This is a genomic window from Arabiibacter massiliensis (assembly GCF_902386925.1).
GTDB lineage: Bacteria > Actinomycetota > Coriobacteriia > Coriobacteriales > Eggerthellaceae > Arabiibacter > Arabiibacter massiliensis.
The window spans coordinates 1,377,535-1,391,920 of sequence record NZ_LR698996.1; the positions used below are offsets into that span (position 1 = coordinate 1,377,535).

The following is a 14,386-nucleotide window of genomic DNA, read 5'->3' on the forward strand; positions in this document are numbered from 1 at the left end:
GCCACGTCGTGACGTTACGGGAAGGGGACGTTCATGGAAACGAGCAAGAAGCAATCGGTGGAAGCCGTCGCGGAGGCGGGCGCGCCTGAGGCGGCCGAGGCCGCTCCCGCCGCGCAGGAGCCCGCGGCCCCCGAGCCGAAAGCCGCGCCCTATCTGCAGAACCGGGAGCTCTCGTGGCTCACGTTCAACGAGCGCGTGCTCGACCAGGGCGCTGACGAGACGGTGCCGCTGCTCGAGCGCCTGAACTTCATCTCCATCTTCTGGAGCAACCTGCAGGAGTTCTTCATGGTACGCGTGGGCAGCCTCACCGACCTCTCGCTCGTGAAGAAGCACATCATCGACTCGAAGTCGGGCCTGACGCCCGCCGAGCAGCTCGACGCCATCTACGCGCGCTGCCACGAGCTCTACCCCATCCAGGAGCGCACGTTCGAGCAGGTGCGCCGCCTTCTGCACGAGCGCGGCGTGAGCCACCTGCGCCCGGACGACCTCGACGAGGAGCAGCGCGCCTTCCTTTCCACCCACGTGCACAAAAACGTGATGCCGTTCCTCTCGCCGCAGATCATCAACGCGCGCCACCCCTTCCCCCACCTGGAGAACGGCGCGCTGTACGTGGTGGTGCGCCTGGACGAGGGCGACGAGGCCGTGAAGAAGAAGGCCCCCAAGGCCAAGGGCGCCGAGAAGCCCGCCAAGGGCGAGAAGGCGAAGAACCTCGGCGCGGAGGGCGTGACGCTCGGCCTCGTGCCGCTGCCCCGCCAGTGCGACCGCGTGATCGAGCTGCCGGGCGAGGGCCTGCAGTTCATCCTGCTCGAGCACGCCATCGAGATGGTGGCGGCCGAGATCTTCAGCATGTACGCCGTGAAGCACACCAACGTCGTGTGCGTCACGCGCAACGCCGACCTCGACGCCACCGAGGGCACCGACGAGAACGACGAGGACTACCGCGAGCACATGAAGCGCATCCTGAAGAAGCGCTCGCGGCTGGCCCCCGTGCGGCTGGAAAGCGAGCGGCCGCTGTCGCCCACGCTCGAGAAGCTGCTGCTCAAGCGCCTGAGCCTGAAGGCGCACCAGACCTTCGTCACCTCGGTGCCGCTCGACATGGGCTACACCTGGGGCCTGGCCGGCCGCCTTCCCGCCAAGCAGGCCGCGAAGCTGACGAACGCCCCGTTCACGCCGCAGTGGCCCGCCTGCCTCGACCGCAACCGCCCGGTGATCGACCAGGTGTGCGAGAAGGAAGTGCTGCTGAGCTACCCCTACGAGACGATGGACGCCTTCGTGCAGCTTCTGCGCGAGGCCGCCGTGGACCCTGCGGTCATCTCCATCAAGATCACGCTGTACCGCCTGGCCAGCCAGTCGCACCTCGCCGAGGCCCTCATCGCTGCGGCCGAGAACGGCAAGGAGGTGACGGCGCTGTTCGAGCTGCGCGCGCGCTTCGACGAGAGCAACAACATCGAGTGGTCGCAGCGCTTCGAGCAGGCCGGATGCAAGGTGATCTACGGGTTCCGCGACTTCAAGGTGCACTCGAAGATCTGCTGCATCACGCGCCAGACCGACGCGGGGCTGCAGCACATCACGCAGCTGGGCACGGGCAACTACAACGAGAAGACGGCCAAGCTCTACACCGACCTGTCGTTCATCACCACCGACGAGACGTTCGGCCGCGACGCCACCGAGTTCTTCCGCAACATGGGGCTTGAGAACACCTCGGACAACTACGACATCATGTGGGTGGCGCCGTTGCAGATCAAGCCGATGATCCTGGCCGGCATCGAAGCGCAGATCGCCCGCGCGCGGGCCGGCGAGGAGTGCGGGCTGTTCTTCAAGACGAACTCGGTCACCGACAAGGACGTGATCGAGAAGATCGTGGAGGCATCGGAGGCCGGCGTGCCGGTGACCATGTTCGTGCGCGGCATATCGTGCCTGGTGCCGGGCCTCGAGGGCTTCACCGAGAACGTGCGCGTCGTGTCCATCGTGGGGCGCCTCCTCGAGCACAGCCGCATCTACGGCTTCGGGCCGCGCGAGAGCATGAAGCTGTACCTGTCGAGCGCCGACCTCATGACGCGCAACATGGACAAGCGCATCGAGATCGCCTGGCCCATCCTGGACGAGGTGCTGCGCGAGCAGATCCTCGAGTACCTGGACATCTGCATGAGCGACACGGCCAAGCTGCGCGAGCTCATGCCCGACAAGAGCTACACGCCGCTCGGCGCGTTCGCCAAGGAGAGCGACGAGGGCGTGACCGAGCTGTTCGAGTCGCAGGAGTTCCTGATCAAGCGCGCCCAGCAGCGCCGCTTGGAGGCGGCCGAGGAGGAAGCCGCCCGCGACGTGGCCCGCAGGCGCGCGGCGCAGCTCATGGCCACGAACGAGGTGTCGGAGGCCGACGAGCCGGCCGAGGCGCGCGAGGCCGAGCCCGCGACGGCGCCCGTTAAGCCCAAGGCGCTCGAGGCCGACGCGGTGGAGCCTCCGCTGGCCGCCGCCCCGCCGTGCGCGGAAGGCGCCGGCACCGGCCTGGCCACGGCGGCCCCCGTGCCGCCGGCGTCGAAGCCCTACAAGCCGAGCCTGCTCGTGCGCGTGCTGAGCCTGTTCGTGAGGCGATGATGGACGACGGGCGCCTCGAGGCGGGGCGGAAACTCGCACGCGCCGTCCTCGAGGCGTTCGGCTTCGATTTCGTCGGGCTGTGCTTCGTCCCGGACGGGGACAGCCCGGAGCTGGTGTGGGACTGCGCGGCGGGCAACACGAGCAACCGCTACCGCCGCATCGTGCTGCCCGCAAAGGTAGGCGTGCTCGGCACCGTGTTCGCCACCGGGCGGCCCATCCTCGTGCGCGATGTGGACGAGGATATCGAGCGGACGGATCTGTACCAGTACCCCATTGTGGCGGCCGAGGGCCTGCGCGCGTTCCTCGCGTTTCCGCTGCTCGACGGCAACCGGGTGACCATGATCTTCATCTGCGCCGTCCGCGATGGCCGCGCGCTGGACGCGGAGATCCTGCGCGACGCGCAAAGGTTCGCGGCGGGGCGCGCGGGCCTCGACTTCATTGAGCGGGAGCCGTTTATGCCGCGCAAGGCGGGGCGCGAACCCGTCTACACCGAGGTGACGCACAAGATACTCCAAGCTCAGGAAGACGAGCGCAAGCGCGTAGCGCGCGAGCTGCACGACGGGCTGTCCCAGGAGATCCTGCTTGCCCAGATAGAGCTGCGCAAGCTCAAGTACCTGCCCGCCGAGCGCAAGGACGAGGGCATCGAGCAGGCGTGCGAGAAGCTGCGGGAGATTATGACGCATGTGAGCGAGATTGCCACGGGCCTGCGCCCGGCGGCCCTCGACGAGCTGGGCCTGGCCGCGGCCATCGCCGCCCACTGCGCCGTCCTCCAGCACTCGTTCGGCGTGGAGATAGCCGTGGACGCCGCCCCGCTTACCGGCGCGGACGAGGACTGCGAGTGCGCGCTCTACCGCATCTTCCAGGAAGCTATCACGAACGCCTGCAAATACTCGCGCGCCGAGGGCATCGCCGTGCGCCTCGGGCAAACAGGCGACGACGTGGAGCTGCGCGTGGAGGACCGGGGCATCGGCTTCGACGCCGCCTCGCCGAAGCTGCGCGGCGGGGGCTTGGGGCTCGAAGGCATGCGCGAGCGCGCGGAGCTGGTAGGAGGAACCGTGAGCATCGAATCGGCCCCGGATGCGGGCACGACGGTCACGGCCCGCATCCCGCTCGCGCGCGCCCTGAGGAAGGGGGCCGAGGCATGATAGACATCGTGCTGGCCGACGACCACGCCATCGTGCGCCTGGGCTTCAAGATGATTATCGAGCAGCAGATGGACATGCACGTGGTCGGCGAGGCATCCGACCCCGAAGAGGCGCTCGCCCTCGTGCGCCAGCACAAGCCCCACGTGCTGCTCACCGACATCTCCATGGGCTCGGAGAAAAGCGGGCTGCTTCTGGCCGAGCATATTGCGAACGGGGCGTTCAACACCGCCGTGGTGGTGCTCACCATGCACGAAGAGCAGGAGTACCTGCGCCAGGCCCTACAGCGCAACGTACGCGGCTACGTGCTGAAAAGCGCCTCGGACGACGAGCTGATAAAGGCCATCCGCCAAGCCGCGCAAGGCGAGACCTACATCTGCGGCGGCATGCTGGGCGCCTTCGTACGCGACTCGCTCGAGGGCGACGACCCCCTTGCGCGCACGCTCACCCCGCGCGAAAGCGAGATCGTCTCGCTGGCGGTGCGCGGCCACTCCAACCAGGACATCGCGCAGGTCCTCTCCATCTCGGTCAAGACCGTCGAGAGCCAGAAGGCGAAGATCATGGCGAAGCTGGGGCTGTCCACGAAGCCCGAGCTGTTCGAATACGCGGTGGCCCACGGCCTCGTGAAGCTGTAGCCGGCCCCCGCCCGCCCCTGCCCGCGGGCAACCCCGCCCCGGTATTCTCTACTCGTACCCACGGTACGCAGACGAGAAGGAGACCATATGAAAACCGAGGTCACACGACGTGGCTTCCTCGGCACCTGCCTGGCCGGCGCGGGCGTGATTGCAGCAGGGGGATCCGCTGCAATCGGCTTCGACCAGGCAAGCGCCGAGGCGGCGGCGGACGCGGGGCTGACGCTGACGCGCAGCACCTGCAGCCCGAACTGCACGGGCGGCTGCGGCTTGATCGCCGCGGCGAAAGACGGCGAGATCAAGACCATCATCCAAGCCGCCGACTACCCCGAGGAAGAGCTCAACCCCCGCGGATGCCTGAAGGGCCTCTCCATGCTGAACCTCGTGCATGGCAAGGACCGCATGAAGGGCCCGCAGATCCGCACCGGCGCGCCCGGCACCGACGAGTTCCGCGACGTCAGCTGGGACGAGGCGCTTGACGAAGCCGCCTCTCAGCTGCGCGCCATCGCCGACAAGTACGGACCGGAATCCATCGGCACCATCATCCAGGTGGCCGCCACCGGACACGTGCACAAGGGCGCGGTGGTGCGCCTGGCGGCGCTGGCCGGCTGGTCGATGCACGGCGGCTACGACATGAACGGCGATTTGCCCATGTCGGCCCCCATGACCTTCGGCGTGCAGAGCGAGGAGCTTGAGAGCTACTGCTGGGAGGATTCGAACTACACGCTCGTGTTCGGCTCGAACCTCATGGCCACGCGCATCCCCGACGCCCACTTCCTCACCGAAGGGCGCGACCGCGGCGCGAAAATCGTCGTGTTCGACCCCAACTTCAGCCCCACGGCCGCGAAGGCGCATGAGTGGTTCTCGACGAAGCCCTCCAGCGACGCGGCGGTGGCGCTGGGCATGTGCAAGCGCATCATCGACGAGGGCAACCACGACGAAACGTTCATCGCCACCTACACCGACCTGCCGCTGCTCGTGAACACGGCCACCGGCAAGAAGCTGCTCGCGCGCGACGTGGCCGGGCTTGACGCCCCCGCCAACATGCCGGGCTTTCGCGAGTCCTACGTCGCGATGGCGGAGGGCGGCCTTGCGGCGACCGACCCCTCGACGCTCGCGCCCCTCCCCGGCATACAGCTGGAAGGCGCCTTCGACGTGCCGCTGAAGGACGGCTCCACCGCGCGCGCCAAGACGGCGTTCACGCTTCTGCGGGAGGAGCTGGAGGACTACACGCCCGAGCAGGTGGAGCAGATGAGCGACATGCCGGCCGCCGACCTCGTGCGCATCGCCGACGAGATAGCCGCGGCCAAGCCCCTCCACGTCATCTACGGCGCGTCGAACTACCAGTGGTACCACGGCGACCTCAAGGGGCGCGCGCTCAGCCTCCTGCCCGTGATAACCGGCAACATCGGCATCGACGGCGGCGGCTTCTCCACCTACGCGGGCCAGTACCGCCTGCGCTTCAGCCCGGCCGCCTGGTGGGTGCCAAACGGCAAGAAGCCGAACTACGTGCCCTTCGAGTACCTCGTGCACGGCCCCACCGACACCATGTGCGCCCCCTACCCCGAAAACGGCATCAAGGCGTGGATCATCTACTGCTGCAACCCCTTCGACCAGCACAACCTCAACAACCAGCTGCGCCAGAAGGTGGAGGACGGCGAGATAGAGCTCGTCATCAACCTCGACTTCCAAAAGACCACCTCCAGCCTGTACAGCGACATCCTGCTGCCCGGCGTCACCTGGTACGAGAAGACGGAGCTCGTCACTACGCCCGTGCACCAGTACATGCAGCTGCAGCAGCCGGCCATCCCGCCGGTGGGCGACTGCAAGCCCGAGCTCTGGATCATGCGCGAGCTGGCCAAGCGCTACGACCCCTCCTTCGAGGCAGCGTTCTACCCCGAACTGGACGTGGAAGAGGCCAGCGCCACCATCATCGACGCCATGCTGGAAGCGGCCGGCGGCGAGGCGGAGGGCATCACGTTCGCCGATTTGCGCCAGGGCCCGCAGAAGCTCAAGCACGGCCACCCGGGGCGCAAGCGCATCCCGTTCTACGAGCAGATTCACGACTACCGGCCGTTCCCGCCCGTGAGCTACCCCGAGAAGATAGAGACCACCGGGGCGTTCGTGAAGAGCGGGCGCATCGAGTTCTACAAAGACGAGCAGGCCTTCATCGATTTGGGCGAGACGCTGCCCGTGCACAAGCCGCCCTTCGTCGAATCGGAATACGCCGTGGACCCCTCCATCGAGGGCCGCTATCCCCTGGCCATGCTCACCCGCAACTCCATCCACCGAGTGCATTCGACGCACGCGAACAACTTCATGCTCAACGAGCTGCAGGATACGAAGCCGAAGGCCTACGTGAGCCCCGCAACCGCCGAGGCGCGCGGGCTGGCCACCGGCGACAAGGTGGAGGTGTTCAACAACCGCGGCACGCTCACCGGCTGGGTGGCGGTGGACCCCGGCATCCGCGACGACTGCCTTGTCTTCGAGGAGGGCTGGTGGAGCCGCTACACGGCGGGGCAATCCTACAACTCACTCGTGTATCCCCATATCAAGCCAACCCACGAGGTGTACTTCGTGCCGCAGATGTGGTCGCCCAACACCTGTTGGAACGAGTGCCTCGTCGACGTGAGAAAGGCGGGCGATCAGAATGCGTAAGGGCATGGTCATCGACCTGGACGCCTGCATCGGGTGCCAGACCTGCGCCGTTTCCTGCAAGGTGCACAACGCGCTGCCGCCGACCATGTGGTGGAACCGCGTGGCCACCTTAGGGGCCGAGGTCCACCAGACCGCCGTTGGAGAGCCAGGAGGCGCGCTGCGGATGGACTTTCTGCCGCTGTCGTGCCAGCACTGCGAGAACCCCGCGTGCGAGAAGGTGTGCCCCACCGGCGCCACGTACTCCACCGAAGACGGCACCGTGCTCATCGACTTCGAGCGTTGCATCGGCTGCCGCTACTGCTTTGCCGCCTGCCCCTACGGCGTGCGGCAGTTCAACTGGAAGGACCCGCGCGCCCTCAAGGAGGAGGCCGTCGATACCGACTACGGCTATCCGGGCGAGACGCGCGAGGACGGCCGGCTCGTGTACACGCAGCACCGCCCCGTGGGCGTCACCGAGAAGTGCACGTTCTGCGCGCAGTACACCGCCCAGGGCATCGAGCCCACCTGCGTGCGCGCATGCCCGCAGCAGGCCCGCCTGTTCGGCGATTTGGACGACCCCGAAAGCAAGCCTGCGCGCGCCCTCGCGTCCAAGCAGGCCATTCGCTTGAAGGAGGAGTACGGCACGCGTCCCAAGGTGTATTACGTCACGGCTTCGAAGGTGGTGCAGGATGCTTGAAACTAAGGGCCGCATCGGCCTGTCACTCGCAGCGCTCGCGCTCATCGGCGTGGGTCTGGCGTGCTGGGGCTTCCAGTTCGCCAACGGCTTGGGCGTCACCGGCATGTCCAACCCGTTCTCGTGGGGCCTCTACATCGCCGCGTTCGCCTTCTTCGTGGGCGTGGCGGCCGGCGGCATGATAGTGTCGTCGTCGGTGTACGTGTTCGACATCAAGGACCTCAAGCCCTTCGCCCGCATCGCCTCGCTCTCCGCGTTCGGCTGCGTGGTGGCTGCCGGCACGATGGTGCTGCTGGACCTGGGTAAGATCACGAACATTCTCAACATGTTTCTGCACCCCAACCTCACCTCGCCGCTTCTGTGGGACGTGTGCGTGATCACCTGCTACATGATCATCACGTTTTTAAGCGTGTACTTCCAGATGCTGCCCGAATGGAAGCGCTCCGGCTTCTTCCTGGCCGCCTGGACGCGCTCCAAAAGCGCCGAAGCCGTGGCCGCCTTCTCGCAGAAATGGTCGAAGCGCGTGGGCATCGTGGGCCTGCCCTTCGCGGTGCTCATCCACACGGTGACCGCGCTCATCTTCGCCACGCAAGCCTCGCGCCACTGGTGGCACTCGGCCATCCTGCCGCCCGACTTCGTGGCCATGGCCGTGGCCTCCGGCACGGCGCTCGTGCTGGTCATCTGCATGATTGTGGTTGGCCGTCGCGGGTTTGCGCGCCACAGACGGGCCTTCGCCGTCATGGCGAAGATCACGGCGGGGTCGCTTGTGGTGCACTTCTTCTTCACGGCGATGGAGCTGGTGCTGCTGGCTTGGGAGAACTCGCTTTCCTCCCAGGAGGTGCTGCACGTGGTGTTCGGCCAGTACGGCGCGCTCTACGCCGTGGAAATCGTGCTGCCGGCCATCGCCATGGTCGCCTTCTTCCTGCGCCGCGTGCAAAAGAGCCCGACGCTGCTGTACGCGGGCTCGGCGTTCGTCATCGCGGGCGCGTTCGTGCACCGCATGATGCTTCTGTACCCCGGATTCAACGTCGTTCCCCTGGAGCTGCAGGCCATCGGCTCAAGCGAGCTGTGGGGCTACCCCGTGTCGGCGGGCGTGGGCCATGCGGCCAGCACGTTCGTCTCGTCGTTCGCCTACGTGCCCACGGCGGTGGAGTGGGGCGTGTTCGCGCTGCCCGTGGGGCTTGCGCTGCTCATCGTGGGCGGCGGCATCGCGTTCTTCAAGTTCCTCGCCGACGAGTACCGCTCGTAACCACGCCCTTCCTTCGAACGGCCGGCCTCCCCTCCTCCTCCCCTGGAACTCCCCCTTCTCGAAGCCGCGCCTGTTCTCTTTCCGACCCCGCCATCCTCCCTGTGGCGGGGTCGGCCCGGTCGAGGGCCTACTCCACGTAGCCCATGCGCTCGGAGAGGCGGCTCGCGGCCAGCTTCACCTGCTGCGCGATGCGCTCGACCTCTTCGTCGGGGATGCTCTCGGGCGTGCCGCTCACGCCTACCGCCGCGATGGCGTCGCCGCGGTAGTTGAACACGGGCGCCGCCACGCAGCGGTGGCCCAGCTCGTACTCCTCGTCGTCCATGGCCCAACCCTGCGCACGCACCTGGTGGAGGTACTTCACGAAGGCGGTCCGGCTCGTGAACGTGTTGGGCGTGTGGGCCTCGAACTCGAAGCCGTAGAGCGCCTCCTCCAGCTCGGCGCGCGACAGGCACGCGAGCAGGCACTTCCCCATCGACGAGCAGTAGGCCGGCGAGCGGTAGCCCACCTCGGTGTAGGCCTCGTCGCCCCAGCCCGTGCCCTCCTTCTCGATGTAGGACACGTACGCGCCGTCGAGGATGCCCAGGTGGGACGTGAGCCCCAGCACGCGCTTGAGCGTCTCGAGGTACGGCTTGGCCTCGGTTTGCAGCTCGAGCGAGTTGATGTGGTAGCCCAGCGTGTGGAACATCTTCGGGCCGATGGTGTAGCGGCCCTCCAGCGTCTTCTCCACGTAGCCGCGCCCCAGCATGGTGGCCACGATGCGGTGCACCGTCGACTTGCTCATGCCCGTGGCCTGGGCAAGCTCGCTCAGCCCGCACGGGCCTTGCGCGCGAGCCAGCTCCTCCAAGATGTCGAACGCGCGATCGAGCACCTGCACGCCCTGTTCCGCCATGGCCTCCCCTTTCGCCGCGCGGATTCCCTGTCGGCGACAGTATACGGCATGGATCAGCGCGAAACAAAGGCGAAACGCCGCAGGTCCTCGCCGAGCGTGCCGTTCCGCATCGTGGAACAGGGGTTCCGCAGAGCGGTTTCAGGCCGTTGAGGGGCGCTCGGACGGTTCCTATAATCCGGGGCGTAAGGGAAACGAGGCACGAAGGAAGGGGCCATCATGAAGGCAAACGGAACGCAGGGGCTGTCGCGCAGGAGCTTCCTCGAGGGGGCAGCGCTCGGACTGGGCGCGCTGGCGGCGGGAAGCCTGGTCGGCTGCGCGCCGAAGCAGGCGGACGGCGAGGCGAACGCGGACGCCGGCGCGGCGGCGGGCGGCAACGCGGCTGACGTGCAGTGGGACGGCGAGTACGACGTCATCGTGTGCGGAGGCGGCGGCAGCGGCCTCACCGCGGCGTACTCGGCGCTCGAAAACGGCGCGGCGAAGGTGCTCGTGCTGGAGAAGGCCCCGGCTTGCGGCGGCACGACGGCGCTCGCCGAGGGCGCGGTACAGGCGTCCGGAACGACGTGGCAGAAGGAGATAGCGGGCGTCACCGACGACTCGGCCGACCTGCACGCGAAGTTCTGGATGACCGACGCCGAGGGCCTCGTGAAGGAGGAGCTGGTCAAGTGCATGGCCGACAACGCGGCCGACAACCTGCAGTGGATGGCCGACAGCTTCGGCATCACGTTCGCCAACGTGTTCGGCTGCTATCCCACGCCGTACATGCCCGACGAATACATGCGCGACCGCATCCACCTCATCGCCGACGCGGCCGACCCCAAGAAGACGGGCGGCGCCGTGTGGACCACCAACGCCCAGAAGGCCGTCGAGGAGAAGGGCGGCGAGATCGAGACGAAGGTGGAGGTCACCGACATCTACCAGGACGACTCCGGCACCGTGGTGGGCGTGGCTTGCGCCGACGGCAAGAACTACAAGGCGAACAAAGGCGTGGTGCTGGCCATGGCGTCCATCGACCACAACGAGGACATGGCGTTCAAGTACGACCAGCAGCATTACTGGGACCTCAAGACCCAGGCTGTGGCCACGGCGGCCACCGACACGGGCGACGGCATCCGCATCGGCATGGCGCATGGCGCCGACTCGGCCTTCCACGGCGCGGTCGACCTCATCCTGCAGACGTGGAGCTACACGAACAACCAGAACCCGGAGATCCCCTACATCCTCATCGACCAGCGCGGCAACCGCTTCGTGCGCGAGGACACCACCTACGCGTTCCATTGCCGCGCCATGTTCAACGCGGCCATGGCGCAGGGCGGCTTCGAGGGCGCCACGTACATGCTCATGGACAACAAGATGGTGAGTTCCGACGCGAAGTGCGCCTGGTCGGACAACGCCGAAGGCGGCGCGAAGGCCCGCGAGGCCGCTCTGGCCGACGGCAGCATGGTGCAGGCCGACTCGGTGGAGGCCCTGGCCGAGGCGCTCGGCATGGACGCCGGCAACCTCAAGGCCACGGTGGATGCCTGGAACGCCGCCTGCGCGGCCGGCGCGGACGCCGCATACGGCCGCGTCGTGCAGCTGACCCCGCTCGACGAGGCCCCCTTCTTCGCCTGGAAGACGCAGAACACCAACATCGGCTCCATCGGCGGGCTGCTCATCGACACCGACGCCGCCATCTTGGACACCGAGGGCAACCCCATCCCGCACCTCTTCGGCGCGGGCGTGAACACCGCCGGCTGGATCGGGCCCTACTATCCCGGAAGCGGCACCTGCCTGCAGGGCGCTCTCAACTGGGGCCGCATCGCCGGCAAGTCGGCCGCGACCGCCGCATAGCACCCTTTCCCCACAGCCCGGCCGGCGCCCCTCCTCGCCGGCCGGGCTTTTTTCATGCGCGCCCTCGGTGAGGCAAAGGGACGGGGGTAATTGTCCCGCGATTTTCGGCTCTCCCGGGCGCAAGCGGGCGAAAACCTCGTATCATGGCGGGACGCGACACGTTGAGCTGCGAGAAGGAGACGTCCCATGACCGAGCGGAACCCGAGCCGAGGCCTCGCCCTGTTCTTCGCGGCGGCCGTCGTCACGTTCGGCTGCATCACGGCCATGCAGTTCCTCGACAAGCCCTGGTTCTTCATGGCGCTCGTGGCCATGCACGGCGGCATCGCCCTGTTCGTAGTCAGCAAGCGCCTTCTGCGCGGGCAAGGCTTCGACCTCACGGGCTACTTCAAGACGGAATACGCCTTGCTGCTGCCGTTTCTGCTGATCATGCTCTACACGTTCGCCAGCAAGGCGTCGCTTCTGCCGCCGTGGGGCGACGCGAAGGCCTCGATCACGCTCGTGTACGCGCTCATCTGCTTCGCCGTGACGTTCTGGAACTTCCGCCACATGCAGCGCGACGCCCGCGCGCAGACGAAAACGGCCCCGCTGCCGCAAGGCATCGAGGCCGCTCCCCAAACCGCTCGTTAGAAATCCGCGCGCTACACCTCGCGCTCCACCACCTCGGCGATAGCCTTGGCGTGGCGCTCGGCCTCCTCGGCGCTCGCGGCCTCCACCATGACGCGCACAACCGGCTCGGTGCCGGAGGGGCGCAAAAGCACGCGGCCGGAATCGCCCAGCTCGGCCTCGGCGGCGGCCACGGCGGCCTGCACGGCGGCGTTGCCGTCCACGGCGTGCTTGTCGTTCACCTGCACGTTGATGAGCGTCTGCGGGAAGCGCGTCATCACCGACGCCGCCTCCTGGATGGACTTGCCGGCGCGCTTGCACGCGGCCAGGAACTGCAAGGCCGTGACCAGGCCGTCTCCCGTGGAGTTGTGCTCAAGGAAGATCATATGGCCGCTCTGCTCGCCGCCCACGATGAAGCCGCCCGCGCGCATGGCCTCCAGCACGTAGCGGTCGCCCACCTTCGTCTGGATGAGCTCGATGCCCGCGTCGCGCATCGCATGGGTAAGCCCCAGGTTGCACATCACCGTGGACACGGCGGTGTTGCCGGCCAGGAGGCCGCGCTGTTTGAGGTCGATGGCGCACACGGCCTCCACCACGTCGCCGTCGATCTCGTTGCCTGCGGCGTCCATGAGCATGACGCGGTCGGCGTCGCCGTCGTGCGCGATGCCGACATCCGCGCCCGTCTTCGCCACCAGCTCGCGCAGCGGCTCAAGATGCGTGGAGCCGCACTTCACGTTGATGTCGGTGCCGTCGAACTCCTCGTTGATGACGTGCACCTCCGCGCCCAGCCGGCGCAGCGCCTCGGGGCTCGTCATGCACGAGGCGCCGTGGCCCACGTCGAGCGCCACCTTGAGGCCCGCGAAGTCGATGCCCTCGTTCGCCACCGTGGACACGGCGTGCGCGACGTAGAGCTCGCAGGCATCCTCCACCGGCAGCGCCACGCCCACCGCATCGCCCGCCGGCAGCTCGTCGGCCGCCGCGCCGCCGCGCGCCACGAAGGCTTCGATCTCGTCCTCCACCGCGTCAGGCAGCTTGAAGCCCTGGCTGTCGAACAGCTTGATGCCGTTGTACTCCGGCGGGTTGTGCGACGCGGAGATCACGATGCCCCCGTCGCAATGCAGCTCGCGCACCAGAAGCGCGATGGCGGGCGTCGGGATGATGCCGGCCAAAAGCGCCGTGCCGCCCATCGACATGATGCCGGCCGCCACGGCCGACTCCAGCATGTCGCCCGAGAGGCGCGTGTCCTTGCCGATGAGGATGGTTTTTCCCTGGAAAGCCACAGCGGCCTGCCCCAGTTTGAAGGCGAGGTCGCAGGTGAGCTGCGTGTTGGCCACGCCGCGGACGCCGTCGGTTCCGAAAAGTCGTGCCATGTCATTTCCCCCGTTTCACGTGATCTTCGTGCAGGCGGACGGCGCCCTCGGGGCGCTCCGCCTCCGTCATGCGGTCGTTGAGCTCGGCGGCGAACTCGTCGAGGCCGATGCCGTAGCGCTCGAGCGCCACCAGCAGGTGGTACACCACGTCGGCCGCCTCATAGCGCAGGTGGTCCACCGCCGCGTCGTACTCGGGCGGCAGCTCCACAGCCAGCTCGTCGGCCTCCACGTCGCCCGCCGCCGCAAGCGCCGCTGCCAGCGAGGAGGTGGCCCAAGACTCGACGTCCTTCGCCGCGAGCGCCGCCTCGCCCGCCTCCTCCATGACCTTCTTCAGCACCGCGTCCGGCGAGCCCGTGAGCAGCCGATGCGTGTAGCTTTCCTCGCCCGCGTCCCACCGCGCCGCGATGGTGGAGGCGAGCGCCTCGAGCGTGGAGCCGATCTGCGAAGCAGGAGCCTCCTCGCCGGCGGGGATGTAGGTTTTCCGAGACACGATAATCCTTCCAAGTTGAACCCGATTCAGCGAAAGCCGGTCTGACCGCCTCTTGCAGGTTGGGGCCGCGTTCGCTGGCGCCGCACGGGATCCTTCGACTCGCTCCGCTCGCTCAGGATGACAAAGGGAGACTCGCGAAGGAGTTCGCCGGGCAGCGTCCACCAAGCGAGTTTCCCCTTCGGGGACTTGCTCCGCTTCGCTTCGCGGCGCCGCACCCGTGCGAAGCGAGGACTGTCTGAGCGACTGGGCGCTGCCCGG

The 14,386-nt window shown here is 67.6% G+C and carries 11 protein-coding genes; 8 read left to right on the plus strand and 3 right to left on the minus strand.

Annotated elements, in window-relative coordinates; translation table 11 throughout:
• Positions 1-33: 33 nt before the first annotated feature.
• The 6 genes from ppk1 (at position 34) to nrfD (ending at position 8,949) form a co-directional block, all read left to right on the plus strand.
• Positions 34-2,595 carry a polyphosphate kinase 1 gene (ppk1, locus tag FX134_RS06035; RefSeq protein WP_080799075.1) on the plus strand — a complete coding sequence of 854 codons (2,562 nt, stop codon included), beginning with the start codon at positions 34-36 and terminating at the stop codon, positions 2,593-2,595.
• Positions 2,595-3,740, plus strand: a complete 1,146-nt coding sequence (locus tag FX134_RS06040; protein ID WP_172623400.1) for a GAF domain-containing sensor histidine kinase — start codon at positions 2,595-2,597, stop codon at positions 3,738-3,740. Before ppk1 ends, FX134_RS06040 begins: the two co-directional genes overlap by 1 nt.
• On the plus strand, positions 3,737-4,372 hold the full coding sequence (locus FX134_RS06045) for a response regulator transcription factor (protein ID WP_080799080.1): 636 nt from the start codon (positions 3,737-3,739) through the stop codon (positions 4,370-4,372). The genes FX134_RS06040 and FX134_RS06045 overlap by 4 nt, the downstream gene beginning before the upstream one ends.
• 87 nt (positions 4,373-4,459) lie before the next feature.
• Positions 4,460-7,027, plus strand: coding sequence for a molybdopterin-dependent oxidoreductase (locus FX134_RS06050; RefSeq protein WP_080799083.1), 2,568 nt, complete (start codon positions 4,460-4,462; stop codon positions 7,025-7,027).
• The gene (locus FX134_RS06055) at positions 7,020-7,703 is read left to right on the plus strand and encodes a 4Fe-4S dicluster domain-containing protein (protein ID WP_080799086.1); all 684 of its coding nucleotides are present in this window, start codon (positions 7,020-7,022) and stop codon (positions 7,701-7,703) included. The genes FX134_RS06050 and FX134_RS06055 overlap by 8 nt, the downstream gene beginning before the upstream one ends.
• Entirely contained in the window at positions 7,696-8,949 is a 1,254-nt protein-coding gene (gene nrfD, locus FX134_RS06060) for an NrfD/PsrC family molybdoenzyme membrane anchor subunit (RefSeq protein WP_080799089.1), read from the plus strand. Before FX134_RS06055 ends, nrfD begins: the two co-directional genes overlap by 8 nt.
• 127 nt (positions 8,950-9,076) lie before the next feature.
• Here nrfD and FX134_RS06065 read toward each other — a convergent pair whose 3' ends face one another.
• Positions 9,077-9,838, minus strand: coding sequence for an IclR family transcriptional regulator (locus FX134_RS06065; protein WP_080799092.1), 762 nt, complete (start codon positions 9,836-9,838; stop codon positions 9,077-9,079).
• A gap of 216 nt (positions 9,839-10,054) precedes the next feature.
• Here FX134_RS06065 and FX134_RS06070 point away from each other — a divergent pair, with 216 nt between their 5' ends.
• The gene (locus tag FX134_RS06070) at positions 10,055-11,665 is read left to right on the plus strand and encodes an FAD-dependent oxidoreductase (protein WP_080799096.1); all 1,611 of its coding nucleotides are present in this window, start codon (positions 10,055-10,057) and stop codon (positions 11,663-11,665) included.
• 186 nt (positions 11,666-11,851) lie between these two features.
• On the plus strand, positions 11,852-12,292 hold the full coding sequence (locus FX134_RS06075) for a hypothetical protein (RefSeq protein WP_080799099.1): 441 nt from the start codon (positions 11,852-11,854) through the stop codon (positions 12,290-12,292).
• Positions 12,293-12,303: 11 nt separating this feature from the next.
• Here FX134_RS06075 and glmM read toward each other — a convergent pair whose 3' ends face one another.
• The gene (gene glmM, locus FX134_RS06080) at positions 12,304-13,638 is read right to left on the minus strand and encodes a phosphoglucosamine mutase (RefSeq protein ID WP_080799102.1); all 1,335 of its coding nucleotides are present in this window, start codon (positions 13,636-13,638) and stop codon (positions 12,304-12,306) included.
• A 1-nt stretch (position 13,639) separates the two neighbouring features.
• Entirely contained in the window at positions 13,640-14,128 is a 489-nt protein-coding gene (locus FX134_RS06085) for a phosphoribosyl-ATP pyrophosphatase (protein ID WP_080799105.1), read from the minus strand.
• Positions 14,129-14,386 lie beyond the last annotated feature (258 nt).